Origin of the sequence: Polynucleobacter sp. AP-Ainpum-60-G11 (assembly GCF_018688375.1) — a bacterium.
Lineage (GTDB): Bacteria > Pseudomonadota > Gammaproteobacteria > Burkholderiales > Burkholderiaceae > Polynucleobacter.
This window is the reverse complement of sequence record NZ_CP061318.1, coordinates 1669988-1687951: the sequence shown is the minus strand read 5'-3', so window position 1 is coordinate 1687951 and position 17964 is coordinate 1669988. Positions and strand designations below refer to the sequence as shown.

Below are 17964 nucleotides of genomic sequence, written 5' to 3'. Positions count from 1 at the left end.
GTATATTGAGGACTTCATTGTTTGGCTGGTGTCGGTGATTTAGACTAGATGCCATGGATCAAATTAATTTCTGGATTGGCATTATTGCCACGATTGCTTTTGCGGTGACAGGTGTTCTGGCTATCGCCGATCGAGGGGTTGATCTTTTTGGTGTTCTGGTTTTAGGGGTGATCACCTCTATTGGTGGTGGAACGCTGAGGGACATTATTTTGGAGGTGCCCGCTTTCTGGTCGATTGCCCAGATTTATATTTGGGTGGCATTGGGTGCATGCATTGTCACCTTTGTGGCCGAATCTTTTTTTACGCAACCTCAGATCTATCGCTGGATGCTTTATATCGATGGACTTGGTGCAGCCTTGTTTGGCATTCAGGGTGCAGATAAGGCTTGGAATTTAGGATTTGGTTTACCTGTTGCCCCAGTGATTCTTGGGGTAGTGACTGCTATTGGCGGCGGTCTCTTGCGTGACATCTTGGCTGGCAGAAAAACACTACTCATGTCGCACGAGCTTTATGCAATCCCTGTAACGCTGGGTTGCCTCTTGTACATTCTGATTCTGAATTTCTTTCCTGAGTTCACGCTCGAGGGATCAGTAATTTGTATGCTCGCTATTTTTGGACTACGCGCAGCTGCCATTTACTGGGATCTGCGCGTACCCAAATTATTTATTACTAAAACGCGCTAACAGCACCATCACTGCGGGGATCCCAGCCGCCGTGTAAGGTTCCAGATGGATCCCGAATAATGCAGCCTGCGTGACCAACGGTTTCATCAAAGGCATCGAGCATTTCAATTTCGTGCCCAAGGGCATGCAGTTCTTTGGCAACCCATGGGCTGAAGCGCGACTCTAACTTCAAGCTATCGCTAGTTTGCCCCCAGGTTCTGCCAAGTAACCAACGCGGGCGGCTAATCGCATCTTGTGGATCAAGTCCATATGTCGCTGTACGAGTAAAGACGGCGCACTGAGTTTGGGGTTGGCCATCGCCACCCATGGTGCCGTACACCATTGATCGCCCATCCTTAAATAAAGCCATGGCTGGATTCAATGTATGAAATGGTTTGCGATAGGGTTCGAGGTGATTGAGTGTTTTGGGGTCCAGCGAGAAGCTGCATCCTCGGTTCTGCCAGTTCACGCCAGACTTGGGTAGCACGATGCCGGCACCAAACTCGTGATAAATACTTTGAATGAATGAGACGCAATTGCCATTGCCATCAACCACACCCATCCAAATCGTATCTGCAGGTCCTTTACCTTGACCCCAAGGTAAAGCTTTTTCAGGATCAATATTTTTTGCCAGCTTCTTTAGGAAGGTGGGCGATAAGAAAGACTGTGCATTTTTTGTCATGTACGCTGGATCAGTAACAAATTGATCTCGTACCTTGAAAGCTTGTTTGGTAGCTTCAACACAGTGATGAACATACTCAGAACTATCAACCTTAAAGCGCTTGAGATTAAGTTGATCTAATATGCCGATGATCATCAAAGACACAACGCCTTGGGTTGGCGGCGTCATATTGTAGACATTCCCCATGCTGTGTTTGAGTTCAAGCGGGTCAATGAGTTTGGCTTGATGGCGATGCAAATCCGACAACCTGAGAGGGCTACCAATATCGGTAAGCTCCTTGGCAAGTAATTCAGCTAAATCACCACGGTAGTAATCTTCGGTTCCTTTGCGAGAAATTTGACGCAAGGTTTTAGCAAGACGTTCTTGTTTGAAGATGCTGCCTACTTCGGGCGCTTTGCCATTCACTAAAAATGTTTCAGCAAATCCAGGGATGGAGCTTAATTCAGGCCTCTTTTTTTCAGTCAAGCTTGATTGGCTAAAAGTGACCGGAACACCAGCTTCTGCGTAGTGAATGGCATCTGCCAGCAAGCGAGAGAGCGGGAGCTTTCCACCTAAACCTTGTTTTGAAAGCTTTTGCGCGGCGCCCCAGCCGGAAATGGTGCCTGCAACCGTATTAGCGGCAATGGCACCTCGAAATGGAATAGTCTTAGTGATTCCGCGCTCGGCATACCACTGTTTAGTTGCTAAGCCAGCCGCTGCGCCACAGGCATCAATTCCGCCCATGGTTTTGCCCGGGGAATGAACCACCCAAAAAGAGTCGCCGCCAATCGAGTTCATGTGAGGGTAAACAACGGCAATAGTTGCAGCTGCAGCAACCATTGCTTCTAGTGCATTCCCACCTTCATGCAGTACCGCAAGCGCTGACTCAGATGCTAGTGAGTGTGGCGCTACCGCCATCCCTCGAATTCCCCATTTTTGTTGCATTACTCAAACCCCTTTGACTACTGTCTCAATATGAATCTTATTTATTTTCTCTAAGCTGACGTTCAATATCTGCGCTTGAGTCCATTGTGATCTCATTTTGCTCTACACCAGCTAATGGATCAACAGATGGGCCATTAGCATCAAAGACAGCTGCAGGCTTATCGACAAAATAAGTCACAGTTTCTGGGATAAAGATAATGATGGCAACCAGGATGAGTTGTAAACCAACCCAAGGTAGTGCCCCATAGTAAATGTCAGAACTCTTGAGAGATTTTGGTGCCACACCACGCAAGTAGAACAATGCAAATCCGAATGGTGGATGCATGAACGAAGTTTGCATATTTGCGCCGAGTAACACGCCGAACCAAATGAGATCAATCCCAAGTTTTTCAGCAACTGGGGCCAGCAAAGGAATAATGATGAAGGCGATCTCAAAATAATCCAAGAAGAAGGCTAGGAAAAATACAAACAAATTCACTGCGATTAAGAAGCCAACTTGACCGCCTGGGAGGCCGGACAGTAAGTTCTCAATCCATAGATCACCATCTACACCTCTAAATGCTAGGCCAAAAACGGTCGAGCCAATGAGGATGAAGATCACCATGGCATTAATGCGCATGGTAGAAGTCATCGCTTCCCAGACCAATGCCTTTTGTAAACGCTTATTCATTGCCGCCAGAATTAAAGCGCCAACTGAGCCCATTGCGCCACCTTCAGTAGGTGTAGCAAGACCCATCAGAATTGTTCCGAGAACCAAGAAGATCAGTGCAATTGAAGGGACGATTCCCCACAGAATTTTCTTGAATAACTTCCAGTCAATTTTCGGGCGAGCCTCTGGTGGTAGAGCCGGTACATCCTGCGGTCTAAAGATAGATAAGAAGAAGATAAACAAGCAAAAGAGTGTCACTTGGATAATGGATGGTCCAATAGCACCGGCATACATGTCGCCAACAGATTTACCTAATTGATCAGCAAGTACGATCAGTACTAGCGAAGGAGGAATCAGCTGAGTGATCGTGCCAGAAGCTGCAATAACGCCAGTTGCCACTCGTGGGTTGTATCCGTAACGCAACATCACTGGCAAGGAGATCAAGCCCATGGCAATGACAGAAGCTGCCACGGTACCAGTAATGGCGCCTAAAATTGCGCCAACAATAATTACCGCATAGGCAAGTCCACCTCGAATAGGACCAAATAATTGACCTAAGCCCTCAAGCATGTCTTCGGCTAAGCCGCACTTTTCAAGAATGGCCCCCATGAAGGTGAAGAAGGGAATAGATAGTAAAAGGTCATTCGAAAGAATACCAAAGACTCTATCCGGTAGCGCCTGCAAAAAAGTGGGCTGAAACATGCCCATCTCAATGCCGATGAAAGAAAAGAATAAGCCAACTGCGCCAAGTGAAAAGGCTGCTGGATATCCAATCAATAAAAATACAACTAAACCCCCAAACATAATGGGGGCCATCAGATCATGACTAATCATTGCAAAGGTCTTTCGTACTTAGGATCGATTTTGATTACGCCGATGATGGCTGCGTATCGCTTGATAATTTCAGAGAGACCCTGAAGGGTCAGCAAGAAGAAGCCTAGAGTAATAGCGCCTCTAACTGGCCAGCGAATGAGGCCGCCAGGATTGCTTGAGGTTTCATTTTGAATAATGGAGGTGATGAAAAATTCCCAGGAGTAGTAGCCAATGATGATGGTCACCGGCAGGAAGAAAATAATACCCCCCCAGAAATCTAACCACAGACGAACCCTGTTTGGATAGAGTGCATAAAGCACGTCTACCCGAACATGTTCATTTAGTCGAAACGTAGTGGCGGCACCAAACATCACCATCCCGGCGAATAAATACCACTGCGCTTCTAACCAGCCATTCGAACTGATATTGAAGCCGTACCGGATCAGCGCATTTGCAGTGCTGACCAGTACAGCTATCAATACCAACCAACTCGCTAATACACCAAAACGGTCATTCAGGCGATCAACGAAACTTGAGAAAAGTAATAATTGTTTTGGCATATCAACTTATCGGTGATTTCTTATTTGACTGGGTTAGTTAACATGAAGCTCATCAGAGTCTGTTCTGCAACCTTGTTCCAAAGCATCTGGTCGTTGCGGAATTTCTTCCATGGCTCATAAATTTTCTTGAACGATGGGTTTTTGGCTGCCTCTTCTTCATACATCTCGAACGCAGCATTGGAGGCTGCTTTCATGATTTCTGTTGAATAGGATTGGAGCTTTACGCCATTCTTGATTAAGCTTTGGAGCGCAATTGGATTCTTGTAGTCGTACTCGGCCATCATGTCGATATTGCATTCCGCACAGGCTGAAGTGAAAGCCTCTTGATATTGCTTCGGCAACTTCTCCCATTCCTTAATATTGACGTACATGGAATACATGGAGCACGCTTCCCACCATCCTGGGTAGTAGTAGTAAGGCGCGATCTTGTAAAAGCCTAGTTTTTCATCGTCATAAGGACCAACCCACTCGGCGGCATCAATCACACCTTTTTCTAGTGCGGGATAAATATCACCACCAGCAATTTGCTGAGGGATGGCGCCTAGACGTGACATCACCTCGCCGCCTAAGCCCGCAATACGCATTTTCAGACCTTTGAGGTCAGCTACTGTTTTGACAGGTTTTTTAAACCAGCCGCCCATTTGTGTACCAGTATTACCTGCTGGGAAGGAGACAATGTTGTAGTCGCGTAAGAACTCACGTTGTAGCTTCAAGCCACCACCCCAGTACATCCAAGCATTTTGCTGGCGTTGGTTCATTCCGAAGGGAACGGTAGTGTCAAACGCAAACGTTTTATTTTTACCAACGAAGTAATAGCCGGCAGTGTGAGTGCACTCTACAGTGCCTTGTTGAACGGCATCAACAGTACCAAATGCTGGAACAATCTCACCTGCCCCAAAAATACGAATTTGAAACTTGCCATCGGTCAGCGCTGCGACGCGCTTAGAAATATATTCGCCACCACCATAAATTGTGTCTAGGCTTTTTGGGAAGCTAGAAGCGCAGCGCCACTTCACTTCAGGCATGGATTGAGCGATGGCCGGAGCTGCTAGTACGCCAGCAGCTGCGCCTAATGCGGTTTTACTTAAAAAGTCACGTCTTTTCATTTGTATTGCTCCTTAATTAATTATTTTTAGTGCACTACCGGGTACGGACTGCAAACGCTATTAAATCGGGATACAAGGAGGTGTTTTATTTCAGTTGCACCTGAATTGGGCTGCTTGCAATATCTTGGTGCAAGTGCGTTTCATGAGAATGCAACGAATGCGTTGCAACAAATCCACATTTATCGGGAAAACCCCGATTCGATTTGATGGGGAATTACCCTAACTAGTGGATTTCTTTGAATTTTTTCAAAGCATAATCGACCCGTTGTTTTTTATTTCAATAAAAATAGTTAGGAGCTACTGATGTCAACATCAACTAAAGCAGCCCCAATGACCGCTGAAGAACGCAAAGTTATTTTTGCTTCCTCTTTAGGTACGGTTTTTGAGTGGTATGACTTTTATCTTTACGGTTCATTGGCTGCCGTTATCGCCAAGCAGTTCTTCTCTGGCTTAGATGCAGGCTCAGCCTTCATTTTTGCATTGCTTGCGTTTGCTGCCGGTTTTATCGTTCGCCCATTCGGCGCTCTGGTATTCGGTCGCTTAGGCGATTTGATTGGTCGTAAATACACCTTCTTGGTGACGATCCTCATCATGGGTGGTGCTACGTTTATCGTTGGTATTCTGCCTAACTACGCCACTATCGGTGTTGCCGCTCCTGTGATCTTGATCGCATTACGTATGCTTCAAGGTTTGGCTTTGGGTGGTGAGTACGGTGGTGCTGCAACTTACGTTGCTGAGCACGCTCCTCACGGACGTCGTGGTGCATACACAGCTTGGATTCAGACAACAGCCACACTTGGCTTGTTCTTATCCTTGTTAGTGATTTTGTTCACACGTGAATTAACTGGTGCAGACTTTGACGTTTGGGGCTGGCGCGTTCCATTCATCGTATCTATCGCCTTGTTAGGTGTTTCCGTTTACATCCGTTTATCGATGAACGAATCCCCCGCCTTCAAGAAGATGAAAGATGAAGGTAAATTGTCTAAAGCTCCTTTGACAGAGTCATTTGGTCAATGGAAGAACTTGAAGATTGTTATCTTGGCATTGTTTGGTCTGGTTGCAGGTCAAGCAGTGGTTTGGTACACAGGTCAGTTCTACGCTTTGTTCTACCTCACACAAGTATTGAAGGTAGATGCTAAGACTGCGAACTTGTTGATTGCTGCTTCATTGGTAATCGGCACACCATTCTTCGTTGTATTCGGTAGCTTGTCAGACAAGATTGGCCGTAAGGTCATCATCATGGGTGGCTTGTTATTGGCTGTAATTACATACATTCCAAATACACCAGTTTCCGTATTTAATGCTTTGACCCACTTTGCTAACCCAGCGTTAGAAAATGCAATGGCCACTGCACCCGCTACGATTACTGCTGATGTGAATGAATGTACGTTCCAGTTCAACCCAACAGGTACAGCTAAGTTCACAAGTTCTTGCGATATCGCAAAACAAGTGATGGCATCTAACTCTGCTAGCTATAGCACTGTTGCTGGCCCTGCTGGCGGCGTAGCTGTTGTCAAGATTGGTGATACAGAAATCACTGGTTACTCTGCAAAAGGTTTGGCTCCTGCTGATGCAAAAGCTAAAGATGCTGAGTTCAAGAAAGCAATTCGTGATGCATTGAATGCTGCTGGTTACCCAGCTAAAGCAAACCCAGCTGACATTAACTATGTTGCTGTATTGCTCTTGTTGGTGTACTTGGTGATCTTGGTAACCATGGTCTATGGCCCAATCGCTGCGATGTTAGTTGAGATGTTCCCAACTCGCATTCGTTACACATCTATGTCCTTGCCATACCACATTGGTAACGGTTGGTTTGGTGGCTTGTTGCCAACGATCTCCTTCGCCTTGGTAGCGCAAAACGGTAACATTTACTATGGTCTCTGGTACCCAATCATCATCGCTGCGATGACATTGGTAATCGGTGTACTGTTTGTAAAAGAAACTAAAGACGTAGATATCTACGCTAAAGACTAAGCTTTACTAGTCTGCTTCAAAAACTAAACCCGACCACTATGTGGTCGGGTTTTTTATTTCTTAAGTTAGTTTCTTGCTTAGTTCCTAAGCCGGTCCCTAAGTTAGCCCCTAACTTAATCCCAAAGATTTTTTTGCTCTCCCCGATTAAAGAGCGCTTGATTCTGGTCTGCGACCGAGGTCAGTCTTTGGCCAGGGAGAACTTGGATTGCAGCTCCTGCTGCAAGCGTCCCGGTTTGATTCACTCGTAGGTACCACCCACTAAAGCCCGATTGCAACATGGCTTTGGCCGCGCCTTTGTAGCCCATCTTGGCATTGAATTTAAAGCAGGGCTCGCGAAGTTTGACCACGGTAAATTGAAGACCACCAATTTGCATTTGATCCCCAATGAATATTTCAGTTTCCACTAAGCCTTCAATCGTAAAGTTTTCCCCGAAAGCTCCCAGCGCTAAGTCAACAGGCTTCTTAGTTTCACGAGAGAGTAGATCATTCCAAAAGGCGTAATGCTCAATGGGGTAGACGTAAATAGCTTTCTCAATCCCGCCATGCACCGACAGATCTGCTTGTTCATCGCCTGCAACTCCAAGCCTAGTAATTTCAACTGGAGCAGGAGAAGCAAGATTGCTCATGGATTGTTTATTAATGGCGGAGGCTACTCTTGAATAATTTGGGTGATGAGATCCAAAGAGTGGCATGACTTTGCCGGCTGAGATTGAGAGAAGTCGCATAAGTCCAGATGGCTGATAAGATGAAATAATCGAACTAAGAAAGTGAATGATGCATCTTTATAGATTAGTGGCGGTAGCAATTTTTTGTGCACTCGCCAGCGCCAGCGCATCCGCTAAGTGGGATGAGGAGCGCGACGTCACCACTAATGGCAAGGATGAGTTGGTCTATTACTACAAGACCAATGAGCTGGGGCAAAAGCTGGTTCTCGATAAGTATGTAAAGCGCTTGATCTTTATTCAGCCTGACCGCCTGTATAAACGCACCATTCGCCTAATTAAGGTGGATGGGCAGTCTATTGAGGTGATGAGCGACCCATTCTCCCGCTTTCCGGAGCAGACAGCCATCATTTTTGAAAATAAGGATGAAGTTCTGAAAAGGCTCTTTCTGGCCAAGAAAATCGAAGTTTTTGTGCGCTATAACCGGGATGAGGCTGTGAATATCTTTCAGATTAAGTAAGTAATGATTTACCTCATCAGTTGCTTGGGGTGATTATCGGGTTTTCCTGATGCACATATTTTCTAATGAGAATACGATGACTTATATTCTTAAGAGGAGTGAAATATGTCTAATCAAAATAACGATATTCTCAGTCGACGTAATGCGATCAAGCTAGGGGTTGCATCCCTCTCTTCGGTGGGAATGGTTGCTGGTGCTCAGGCCCATAAATCAGATGATTCAATTAAAACTCCTTTTGTTGTTGCGCAAACCTTTATACCAATTGCCGGTAGTGATGCTGAATTCCCTGTGCGACGCATTTACTGTATTGGCAGAAACTATGCGGCTCATGCACGCGAGATGGGTTCTGACCCCACTCGTGAGCCACCATTCTTTTTTCAAAAGCCGACAGATGCAATTCAGTTTATTGCCCCGAATAAGCTTGTGGATCATGCATATCCATCGCTGACTAAAAACTATCACTATGAGGTTGAGCTAGTGGCAGCCCTCAATAAAGGTGGAAAAAATATTCCGGTTGAAAAAGCGCTGGAGCATGTATTTGGCTATGCCCTGGGCTTGGATATGACACGTCGTGATTTGCAGCGCTTTATGGGTGATCAGAAAAAGCCTTGGGAAATTGGGAAGTCCTTTGATCATTCCGCTCCTATTGGACCCATCTTTCGGGTTGGCCAGGTTGGGCACTTTACCAAGGGATCAATTTCACTTTCAGTCAACGGAATAGTGAAGCAGAAGGCAAATTTAGATCAAATGATTTGGTCGGTAGCGGAGCAAATTGCCAAACTATCGGAGGCAAATGAACTGTTCCCCGGAGACATCATCTACTCTGGTACGCCAGAGAATGTTGGAGCAGTTGTTCGTGGTGATGTCATTCGCTGCAGTATTGATAATTTGCCGGATTTAAGCATCAAGATCGTTTAAAGGTCTCGGCTTATAGGGTCAAAGCGGATAAATTGAGCATTTTGAGCAAATAAGCTAAAATCTGACCTTCGGCGAATTAGCTCAGCTGGTTAGAGCGACGGAATCATAATCCGCAGGTCCGGGGTTCAAATCCCTGATTCGCCACCATATCAAGAGGCCATTGCCCACCGGCAGTGGCCTTTTTCTTAGGCAATGTCGCTTGGGTTTAATCGATGGCTAAATTTTGGAATTTCGTGTTTTTCCAAGCTGGTTGGTTTGCCTGTGTGATTGGGGCAGCAAACCAGCAAGTCTTTTGGCCCGTAGTGGCTACCTTGCTCTACATTGCTATTCATATCTGGCATTCACCTCGACCAATCTCAGAGTTAAAGCTCCTTGCTAAGGCTGGATTATTTGGGGCGGCGGTTGATACCCTGATTGCTAATTTGGGCTTTTTAAGCTTTGAGAACTCTTGGCCCAGTGCCTATCTATCACCGGTATGGATGTGGACGCTTTGGGCCTTAGTTGCCAGCACTGTTAATAGCTCCTTAGCCTGGTTGCGGGATAGACCCATTTTGGGTGCGGTCCTGGGCGCAATAGCCGGGCCGATGTCCTATGAGGCAGGGGTCAGGATGGGGGCTGGGGCATGGGGTGCGAATGGTCAAATCGGTGGGCTGATCCTGCTTGGCTTGGCCTGGGGTATAGCTATTCCCCTCTTTTTTTACTGGGATCGGCCTACTGTGGGATCTGACCCATTAAAAAATCCGTTGTAACTTCCTAAAAAGTTGCTTGCAAATACTACTGTTTTTATATACAGTAACTTCTGAGTTGTTGAAAAGCACGAAAACTTCGGGAAATAGCCCAATACATAGCGAAAAGGAATTAAAAAATGGCCTTGGATGATAAGAAAAAATCAGCCTCATCAGAATTTGACGGCATGAGTGGAGACAAGCAAAAGGCGTTGACTGCAGCCTTGGCGCAAATTGAGAAGCAATTTGGTAAGGGCTCAATCATGAGATTGGGCGATGCAGAGATTCATCAAGATATTCAGGTAGTTTCAAGTGGTTCACTGGGTTTAGATATTGCACTTGGAGTAGGCGGTTTGGCACGTGGGCGCGTGATCGAGATTTACGGCCCAGAATCTTCAGGGAAAACAACGCTGACTTTGCATGCGATTGCAGAGATGCAAAAAATTGGCGGTACTTGCGCTTTTATCGATGCCGAGCATGCCTTAGATGTTCAGTACGCCTCACGCTTAGGTGTGGATGTTAATAATTTGCTGATCTCTCAACCAGATACTGGCGAGCAAGCTTTAGAAATTGCTGATGCTTTAGTGCGCTCTGGCTCTATCGACTTAATCGTTATTGACTCCGTAGCGGCCTTGGTTCCAAGGGCTGAAATTGAGGGCGATATGGGTGATTCACTGCCGGGTTTACAAGCTCGTTTGATGAGCCAAGCCTTACGTAAGTTGACTGGCGCGATTAAGCGTACTAATACAACCGTCATCTTTATTAACCAGATCCGCATGAAGATTGGTGTGATGTTTGGCTCTCCTGAAACTACTACTGGTGGTAATGCACTGAAGTTCTACGCCTCCATGCGTTTAGATATCCGTCGCATCGGCAGTATCAAAAAGGGTGACGAAGTAGTTGGTAACGAGACCCGTGTGAAAGTAGTGAAAAATAAAGTATCGCCGCCATTCCGTGAAGCTATCTTTGACATCATGTACGGCGCTGGAATCTCTCGTGAGGGTGAAATTATCGATATGGGTGTTGAGGCCGATATCGTTGAAAAGTCAGGCTCTTGGTATGCCTATAACGGCGATCGCATTGGTCAAGGAAAAGACAATGTGCGTGAGTTCTTAAAAGAAAATCCAGCCATTGCCCAAGATATTGAATCCAAGATTCGCGCAAAGTTGGGTGTGAAAGCTGGCACAGCGGTAGTGAGCGACGTTCTGAGCGAAGAAGAGGAAGCGTAATTCTTCAATGTCAGAATTAGGTAGCACCATTAAGAAAAGTAAAAAACAAAGCCCGAGCCTTAAAGCTCGGGCTTTGCGCCTTTTATCGATGCGAGAGTACAGTCGTAAGGGCTTAGCAGCAAAACTCGAAGAGTCAGCAGCAAGGATGCTGAAGCTCAAGCCCCTAGAGGAAGATTCTGAGGATCTTGTGCCAGCAATTCCTTTAAGCACTCAAATTGAAGCCGTTTTAGATGATTTTGAGGCTCGTGGCTGGCTTTCTGACCAGCGATTCGCAGAAGCTCTTGTTCGGCGCCGTAGCGAGCGTTTTGGCACCCGAAAAATACAGGATGAGCTTGCTCAGGCTGGGGTAGATAGCTCGAAGACCGCAGATCTGCTCAGAGGTCTCAAAGAGACTGAGTATCAGCGAGCCCATGAGCTGTGGTTGCGTAAGTTTGGTGCATTAGCAATAGAACAAAAAGAGCGGGCGCGACAGTATCGTTTTCTGGCCTCAAAGGGCTTCAGCTCAGATGTGGTCTCCAAGGTAGTTGCCGGGCGTCCTGACTAGGGCAATTACGGAGTAAATACGCTATGTTGCCGCATTGCAGCATGATAGACTTATGGAGTCGGCCCAAACCGCTCCCATTTATTTAAATGAACTCCTTTAGGTTGTCCATATAGTAAATAGGTGATTAAGGTAAAGCTGGTTTTACTAATCCTCATCGCTTGCTAAAAAAGATACCGTTTCGGGAGTAATAATGAAAATTCACGAGTACCAAGGCAAAGAATTACTACGCCAATTTAATGTGCCAGTTCCAAATGGCATCCCTGCATTTAGTGTTGATGAGGCAATTAAAGCTGCCGAAAAGCTAGGCGGCCCAGTATGGGTTGTGAAAGCTCAGATTCATGCTGGTGGTCGCGGTAAAGGCGGCGGCGTGAAATTAGCGCGCAGCATGGATGAAGTAAAAAAGTATGCTTCTGAAATTTTGGGCATGCAGTTAAAGACTCACCAGACTGGCCCAGAAGGTCAAAAAGTAAATCGTCTCTTGATTGAAGACGGCGCTGACATTAAAAAAGAGTACTACTTCAGTATCGTTACCGACCGTGGCACACAAAAGAATGTGATCATGGCCTCAAGCGAAGGTGGTATGGACATTGAAGAGGTTGCAGAATCTCACCCAGAAAAAATTATTAAAGTATTTGTTGATCCATTGATTGGTTTGACAGATGCTGATTGCCAGATCATTGCAAAAGGTATTGGGGTTCCAGATGCCTCAATTCCAATGGCAGGCGATGTGTTCAAGAATTTGTACAAGACCTATTGGGAAACTGATGCTTCATTAGTTGAGATCAACCCATTGATTCTTGAGGGTAACGGCAAGATTAAGGCGCTTGACGCTAAATTCAATTTCGATCCAAATGCCTTGTATCGTCATCCAGAAATCGTGGCTTATCGCGATATCGATGAAGAAGATGCAGCTGAAATCGAGGCTTCTAAATTTGACTTGGCTTACATTTCACTCGACGGTAATATCGGTTGTTTAGTGAACGGTGCCGGCTTAGCAATGGCCACAATGGATACCATTAAGTTATTTGGTGGCGAGCCAGCAAACTTCTTGGACGTTGGCGGTGGCGCAACTGCAGAGAAAGTAACAGAAGCATTCAAGATCATGCTCAAGAACAAGAGCGTTGAAGCCATTTTGGTCAATATTTTCGGCGGCATTATGCGTTGTGACGTGATTGCTGATGGCGTAGTGACAGCTTGTAAAGCGGTGAACTTGACTGTACCTTTGGTTGTTCGCATGAAGGGTACCAATGAGGAGTTGGGCAAGAAGATTCTTGCAGACTCTGGTTTACCAATCATTAGCGCCGATTCAATGGCAGAAGCTGCTACTAAGGTAGTTGCTGCTGTTGCGAAAAACAAATAATCAAGGAACTTCAATATGTCTATTTTGGTAAATAAAAATACTAAAGTAATTACTCAAGGTATTACTGGTAAGACTGGGCAATTCCACACTGAGAAGTGCCAAGAATACGCAAACGGTAAAAACTGTTTTGTAGCCGGTGTAAATCCTAAAAAAGCGGGCGAGTCTATTTTTAATATTCCAATTTACGGAACTGTTAAAGAAGCAGCTCAGCAAACTGGTGCAACCACTTCAGTTATTTATGTTCCGCCTCCTGGAGCAGCAGCTGCAATCTGGGAAGCTGTAGAGGCTGACCTCGATTTTGTGATCTGTATTACTGAAGGCATTCCGGTTAAGGATATGTTGGAAGTGCGGAACAAAATGCATGCGAAAGAAGCTGCTGGTGGCAAAAAGACTTTGTTGCTTGGCCCAAATTGTCCTGGAATTATTACTCCAGACGAAATCAAAATCGGCATCATGCCTGGCCATATTCATAAGAAAGGCCGTATCGGTGTAGTTAGCCGTTCTGGTACTTTGACTTATGAAGCTGTTGGTCAATTGACAGCAATTGGCCTAGGTCAGTCCACTGCAGTCGGTATTGGTGGTGATCCAATCAATGGCTTGAAGCATATTGATGTGATGCGCATGTTCAACGAAGATCCCGAAACTGATGCAGTCATCATGATCGGCGAAATCGGTGGTCCGGATGAAGCTGAAGCTGCTCGCTGGTGTAAAGCCAACATGAAGAAGCCGGTTGTTGGCTTTATCGCTGGTGTTACAGCGCCTCCTGGAAAACGTATGGGTCACGCTGGCGCATTGATTTCTGGTGGTGCAGATACAGCTGATGCCAAACTCGCGGTTATGGAAGAGTGTGGCTTTAAAGTAACAAGAAATCCTTCAGAAATGGCTGCTTTGCTCAAAGCCATGTTGTAATCAAAAAAGCATGCCGATTCGTCGGCATGCTTTTTGTAGCACCTTGTAGTTAAAACTAAAATATAAAAGTACGGAGACATTATGGATTTTTCAGCATTTTCAGATGCAGCTTTTTGGGCGGCATTACTCTCAATCATCGTTGCCAATATTTTGTTATCTGGTGACAACGCCGTTGTGATTGCCTTAGCATCACGCAATTTACCGCCTGCCCAACAAAAGAAAGCCATTTTTTGGGGTAGCGCTGCAGCCATCATCTTGCGTGTTGTACTTACGATCACCGCAGTTGCTTTATTAACCTTGCCATACTTAAAACTCATTGGCGGCTTACTCTTGCTTTATATCGGTATTCAGCTTTTGTCTGATAGCGGCGGCGAAGAGCACATGGAGGCAAAGACTAGTATTTGGGCAGCCATTCGCACAATCTTGATTGCCGACTTGGTGATGAGCCTAGATAACGTTTTAGCAGTTGCAGCAGCAGCTCAAAAAGGCCCAGAAGAAACTCGTCTCTTGCTCCTGATCATTGGTTTGGCAATGTCTATTCCGCTGATTATTTTTGGTAGCGCAATGTTGCTCAAAGTAATGGAGCGTTTCCCAATCATCATCACTATTGGTGCAGGCCTTTTAGGCTTCTTAGCCGGTGGCATGTTGGTTGATGACCCTGCAATTAAAGATAGCATTCAAGCTGCGCTAGGCGATGCAAAGCTGGCCTTTGAAGTGGTTGGTATTGTGATCGTGATTTTGGTTGGTAGTTATTTAAAGAAAAAAAATGAAGCTAAAGAAGCTCACTAATTTTCTTCCGCGTTAATCAGAAAAGCCGGCCTTTAAAGCCGGCTTTTCTTACATTTGGGCGTCTTGAGTACGTTGGGTATAGACTGGATGATGAGGTATTTAACCTTAGGAGTCAAAAATAATGCCCAAGCAAGATCAGCATCAAGAGTCTGGATTCACCTTAATTGAAGTGATGGTAGTTGTTGCCATCATTGGCATTTTGGTTGCCGTGGCGGTTCCACAATACCAAGATTACATCGCCCGCAGTCGCATCGTAGAGGGTATGAACCTCTCCTCAAGTGCAAAGCTTGCGGTGACAGAAGCCTTTGCAAGCAGAGGTACAGTAGCAATGGATGAGGCAACCCATGGTTCATTTACTTTTGTGCCTACTCGAAGCGTGAAGTTAATTGAAATTACACCCTCTGGTGCTATTGCTATCGATTTTCAGAATAACGTTGCACCAGAAAATAAAAACACACTACACCTCATCCCAACGAACGACCCGGATGCGAATGTCCCTAAAGCAATTGATTTATCCAAGCCAGAGGGATCAACTTGGGCCGGCGGTTGGTCTTGCCGCTCTACCGAAACCAATCTCTTGCCTCAGTTGCTCCCTTCAGAGTGCCGCATTACTAAATAAAGAATTTCTAGCCTCAAAACAAATTAAGCCACCCTTGGGTGGCTTAATGACGTGCATGTCGAGTGTTAGTTGTTATGCCTTCCATTCCCCACTTTTGCCGCCACTCTTCTCTAGCAGGTGGACATCGCCCATCACCATACCTCTATCAACCGCTTTCGCCATATCGTAGATTGTGAGTAAGGCAACCTGAACTGCGGTGAGAGCCCAGTAAAAACAACGAACTAAGAAAAACTAAAACAACTAAACCTAAACCCATCGGGTTAAAAGTTAGGCCAATAAGGACAGTGTTAGGCCACAAAAAAGAATAGCACAAGAGTCGTGCAAGACCGAATCCATGCGCATACTAGATAAAGCGGGAGTGCCTCGGTCGATTCTCTAGAAATTGACCCCACCATACCCACTCCTCCATTTTTTAAAAAGGGTCCCATATAGGTAGACTCTTCACCTTATTTTGCACAGCCGACCAGCTATTTTTTATTACTTTATAGACTAATCTTTACCTATAGAATAGTGGCATGAGCACCCAACTACAATCAATTATTCAACAAGCTTTTACATACACTCAGAAGGCAAACTTTGGCCGAGCTAAACCCCTTTTTGAGTATATTCTAAAGATACAGCCAAAAAATTTTGATGCTTTACATGCAATGGGATTTATTTGTGGAATTGAAAATAATCACCAGGAAGCTTTTAATTATTCATTAAGAGCTCTAAAAATTAAACCTGATGATTTAGAAGTAAATATTAATTGTGCTAAAGCACTACAGGCGATTGGAAGGCATTCAGATTCATTAAAGTATCACGAAAAAGCGATTTTTTTATCCCCCAATAATCATAAGGTTTGGCTTGGTTGTGGTAAGTCACTCCAGTGCCTAAAGCGTTATGATGATGCTATTGCTCACTACGATAAAGCGTTAAGCCTCGACCCTGAATTTGCTGGAGCTTGGTCCAATAAGGGCGATATATTAAATGAACTTAGATGTTATGACGATGCTATTGCTCACTTCGATAAAGCGTTAAGCCTCGACCCTGAATTTGCTGGAGCTTGGTCCAATAAAGGGATGAGCTTGTATGAATTAAAACGCTATAAAGATGCAATTACTCACTATGATAATGCATTAAATCTCGCCCCTGAATTTGCCGAAGCTTGGTCCAATAAGGGCAATGTATTAAACAAACTCAAGCATTATGAAGAGGCAATTGCTCACTACGATAAGGCGCTGAGCCTAAAACCTGACTATGCAGAGGCCTGGTCCAATAAGGGTAATGTATTAAATGAACTTAAGCGCTTTGATGAAGCTATAGACCACTACGATAAGGCGCTTAGCCTGAATCCTAATTATCACGAGGCTTCTTGGAATAAAAGCCTCACACTACTCTTGCAGGGTTGTTTTGAGAGCGGCTTACCGCTTTATGAGAGCCGATGGGTTTCAGAGAAGGTTAGTGAAAGCGCAGGTAAGCGCATTTTTGACAAGCCGACTTGGCTTGGGGTTGATTCTCTTGCGGGTAAAACAATCTTGATTTATGGGGAGCAGGGGTTAGGTGATTTTATTCAATTCTGTCGATATGTAAAACTAGTTTCAGATTTAGGTGCAAAAGTTATTTTGGAAACTCCTCAGGCTCTTGCCGGTTTGCTGGGGAATTTAGAAGGTGTTTCAGAATTGGTCATTGAGGGTGAAGAATTGCCATTCTTTGATTATCAATGCCCACTCTTAAGCCTTCCGTTGGCATGTAAAACCAATCTAGATACTATTCCGAATCCGAGTCGATATATCAACCTCGATAACTACCCCAATAAAATCATCAATTGGAAGGCAAAACTGGGCTCAAAGTTAAAGCCACGAGTTGGTTTGGTTTGGAGTGGAAATCCACGCCATAAAAATGACCATAACCGCAGCATATTATTGAGGGATATTCTTCCATTTCTTCCCAATCAATTTGAATATGTGAGCCTACAAAAAGAAGTTCGAGAAATTGATAAATTAACGCTTGACTCAAATCCCCACATTCTAAATTTTGCTAGTTATTTACATGATTTTCTTGATACCGCTGCATTAATTGATAACTTAGATTTGGTCATTAGTGTAGATACAAGCGTGGCACATTTAGGCGGAGCTCTTGGAAAGAAAACATTATTACTGCTGCCTTATGTGCCAGATTGGAGGTGGCTTTTAGATAGAGACGATAGTCCGTGGTATTCAGCTATGAAGCTCTATAGACAAACCTCTATTGGTGATTGGAATAGCGTATTGGATAAGATGAAATCAGATTTAAGCGGTACTAAGATTTTGTAGTGTGCACATCCTTTGCCGCTTAGCT

General features: G+C 45.0%; 17 protein-coding genes, 1 tRNA gene and 1 pseudogene. 13 read left to right on the top strand and 6 right to left on the bottom strand.

Annotation, left to right across the window (positions count from 1 at the left end; all coding sequences use genetic code 11):
- The first annotated feature begins 53 nt into the window (after positions 1-53).
- The gene (locus FD971_RS08715; protein ID WP_215333924.1) at positions 54-683 is read left to right on the top strand and encodes a trimeric intracellular cation channel family protein; all 630 of its coding nucleotides are present in this window, start codon (positions 54-56) and stop codon (positions 681-683) included.
- On the opposite strand, the gene FD971_RS08710 is transcribed toward FD971_RS08715, so the two are convergent.
- The 4 genes from FD971_RS08710 to FD971_RS08695 are packed head-to-tail and all read right to left on the bottom strand — an operon-like array spanning position 670 to position 5396.
- The gene (locus FD971_RS08710) at positions 670-2268 is read right to left on the bottom strand and encodes a gamma-glutamyltransferase family protein (protein ID WP_215333923.1); all 1599 of its coding nucleotides are present in this window, start codon (positions 2266-2268) and stop codon (positions 670-672) included. The two genes, FD971_RS08715 and FD971_RS08710, sit on opposite strands and share 14 nt — an antisense overlap.
- 37 nt (positions 2269-2305) lie before the next feature.
- Entirely contained in the window at positions 2306-3748 is a 1443-nt protein-coding gene (locus FD971_RS08705) for a TRAP transporter large permease subunit (RefSeq protein WP_371743080.1), read from the bottom strand.
- A complete protein-coding gene (locus FD971_RS08700; RefSeq protein WP_215333921.1) occupies positions 3748-4290 on the bottom strand; it encodes a TRAP transporter small permease subunit in 543 nt (180 codons plus the stop codon). Before FD971_RS08700 ends, FD971_RS08705 begins: the two co-directional genes overlap by 1 nt.
- A gap of 20 nt (positions 4291-4310) precedes the next feature.
- The gene (locus FD971_RS08695) at positions 4311-5396 is read right to left on the bottom strand and encodes a TRAP transporter substrate-binding protein (RefSeq protein ID WP_215333920.1); all 1086 of its coding nucleotides are present in this window, start codon (positions 5394-5396) and stop codon (positions 4311-4313) included.
- Positions 5397-5699: 303 nt separating this feature from the next.
- On the opposite strand from FD971_RS08695, the gene FD971_RS08690 reads away from it, so the two are divergent.
- Entirely contained in the window at positions 5700-7370 is a 1671-nt protein-coding gene (locus FD971_RS08690; protein ID WP_215333919.1) for an MFS transporter, read from the top strand.
- Between the two features lie 113 nt (positions 7371-7483).
- On the opposite strand, the gene FD971_RS08685 is transcribed toward FD971_RS08690, so the two are convergent.
- Complete coding sequence (locus FD971_RS08685) at positions 7484-8095, bottom strand: MOSC domain-containing protein (RefSeq protein ID WP_215333918.1); 612 nt, start codon at positions 8093-8095, stop codon at positions 7484-7486.
- A 46-nt stretch (positions 8096-8141) separates the two neighbouring features.
- On the opposite strand from FD971_RS08685, the gene FD971_RS08680 reads away from it, so the two are divergent.
- The 10 genes from FD971_RS08680 (at position 8142) to FD971_RS08635 (ending at position 15645) form a co-directional block, all read left to right on the top strand.
- Complete coding sequence (locus tag FD971_RS08680; RefSeq protein WP_215333917.1) at positions 8142-8552, top strand: hypothetical protein; 411 nt, start codon at positions 8142-8144, stop codon at positions 8550-8552.
- Between the two features lie 183 nt (positions 8553-8735).
- Positions 8736-9470, top strand: coding sequence for a fumarylacetoacetate hydrolase family protein (locus FD971_RS08675; protein ID WP_251368721.1), 735 nt, complete (start codon positions 8736-8738; stop codon positions 9468-9470).
- A 70-nt stretch (positions 9471-9540) separates the two neighbouring features.
- Positions 9541-9617: transfer RNA gene (locus tag FD971_RS08670), tRNA-Met, on the top strand.
- Positions 9618-9682: 65 nt separating this feature from the next.
- Positions 9683-10219, top strand: coding sequence for a DUF2878 domain-containing protein (locus tag FD971_RS08665; RefSeq protein ID WP_215333915.1), 537 nt, complete (start codon positions 9683-9685; stop codon positions 10217-10219).
- A gap of 122 nt (positions 10220-10341) precedes the next feature.
- Positions 10342-11424, top strand: coding sequence for a recombinase RecA (gene recA / locus FD971_RS08660; protein WP_041485194.1), 1083 nt, complete (start codon positions 10342-10344; stop codon positions 11422-11424).
- A gap of 7 nt (positions 11425-11431) precedes the next feature.
- Positions 11432-11968: a recombination regulator RecX gene (recX, locus tag FD971_RS08655; RefSeq protein WP_215333914.1), complete on the top strand. Its 537-nt coding sequence runs from the start codon at positions 11432-11434 to the stop codon at positions 11966-11968.
- A gap of 190 nt (positions 11969-12158) precedes the next feature.
- A complete protein-coding gene (gene sucC, locus FD971_RS08650; RefSeq protein ID WP_215333913.1) occupies positions 12159-13328 on the top strand; it encodes an ADP-forming succinate--CoA ligase subunit beta in 1170 nt (389 codons plus the stop codon).
- Positions 13329-13343: 15 nt separating this feature from the next.
- On the top strand, positions 13344-14237 hold the full coding sequence (gene sucD, locus FD971_RS08645; RefSeq protein ID WP_215302024.1) for a succinate--CoA ligase subunit alpha: 894 nt from the start codon (positions 13344-13346) through the stop codon (positions 14235-14237).
- Positions 14238-14318: 81 nt separating this feature from the next.
- Positions 14319-15026: a TerC family protein gene (locus tag FD971_RS08640; RefSeq protein WP_215333912.1), complete on the top strand. Its 708-nt coding sequence runs from the start codon at positions 14319-14321 to the stop codon at positions 15024-15026.
- A 121-nt stretch (positions 15027-15147) separates the two neighbouring features.
- On the top strand, positions 15148-15645 hold the full coding sequence (locus FD971_RS08635) for a pilin (protein WP_215333911.1): 498 nt from the start codon (positions 15148-15150) through the stop codon (positions 15643-15645).
- Between the two features lie 72 nt (positions 15646-15717).
- On the opposite strand, the pseudogene FD971_RS08630 reads toward FD971_RS08635, so the two are convergent.
- Positions 15718-15849 (bottom strand): annotated as a pseudogene (locus FD971_RS08630) (cyclic pyranopterin monophosphate synthase MoaC); the annotation flags it as partial.
- Between the two features lie 311 nt (positions 15850-16160).
- Here FD971_RS08630 and FD971_RS08625 point away from each other — a divergent pair.
- A complete protein-coding gene (locus FD971_RS08625; protein ID WP_215333910.1) occupies positions 16161-17939 on the top strand; it encodes a tetratricopeptide repeat protein in 1779 nt (592 codons plus the stop codon).
- Positions 17940-17964: the final 25 nt, after the last annotated feature.

What these genes read in the sequence shown, in the direction of transcription:
- FD971_RS08715 (WP_215333924.1), top strand. Translation starts at nt 54, where the DNA reads ATGGATCAAATTAATTTCTGGATTGGCATTATTGCCACGATTGCTTTT.
- FD971_RS08710 (WP_215333923.1), bottom strand. Translation starts at nt 2,268, where the DNA reads ATGCAACAAAAATGGGGAATTCGAGGGATGGCGGTAGCGCCACACTCA.
- FD971_RS08700 (WP_215333921.1), bottom strand. Translation starts at nt 4,290, where the DNA reads ATGCCAAAACAATTATTACTTTTCTCAAGTTTCGTTGATCGCCTGAAT.
- FD971_RS08695 (WP_215333920.1), bottom strand. Translation starts at nt 5,396, where the DNA reads ATGAAAAGACGTGACTTTTTAAGTAAAACCGCATTAGGCGCAGCTGCT.
- FD971_RS08690 (WP_215333919.1), top strand. Translation starts at nt 5,700, where the DNA reads ATGTCAACATCAACTAAAGCAGCCCCAATGACCGCTGAAGAACGCAAA.
- FD971_RS08685 (WP_215333918.1), bottom strand. Translation starts at nt 8,095, where the DNA reads ATGCGACTTCTCTCAATCTCAGCCGGCAAAGTCATGCCACTCTTTGGA.
- FD971_RS08680 (WP_215333917.1), top strand. Translation starts at nt 8,142, where the DNA reads ATGATGCATCTTTATAGATTAGTGGCGGTAGCAATTTTTTGTGCACTC.
- FD971_RS08675 (WP_251368721.1), top strand. Translation starts at nt 8,736, where the DNA reads ATGGTTGCTGGTGCTCAGGCCCATAAATCAGATGATTCAATTAAAACT.
- FD971_RS08665 (WP_215333915.1), top strand. Translation starts at nt 9,683, where the DNA reads ATGGCTAAATTTTGGAATTTCGTGTTTTTCCAAGCTGGTTGGTTTGCC.
- recX (WP_215333914.1), top strand. Translation starts at nt 11,432, where the DNA reads ATGTCAGAATTAGGTAGCACCATTAAGAAAAGTAAAAAACAAAGCCCG.
- sucC (WP_215333913.1), top strand. Translation starts at nt 12,159, where the DNA reads ATGAAAATTCACGAGTACCAAGGCAAAGAATTACTACGCCAATTTAAT.
- sucD (WP_215302024.1), top strand. Translation starts at nt 13,344, where the DNA reads ATGTCTATTTTGGTAAATAAAAATACTAAAGTAATTACTCAAGGTATT.
- FD971_RS08640 (WP_215333912.1), top strand. Translation starts at nt 14,319, where the DNA reads ATGGATTTTTCAGCATTTTCAGATGCAGCTTTTTGGGCGGCATTACTC.
- FD971_RS08635 (WP_215333911.1), top strand. Translation starts at nt 15,148, where the DNA reads ATGCCCAAGCAAGATCAGCATCAAGAGTCTGGATTCACCTTAATTGAA.
- FD971_RS08625 (WP_215333910.1), top strand. Translation starts at nt 16,161, where the DNA reads ATGAGCACCCAACTACAATCAATTATTCAACAAGCTTTTACATACACT.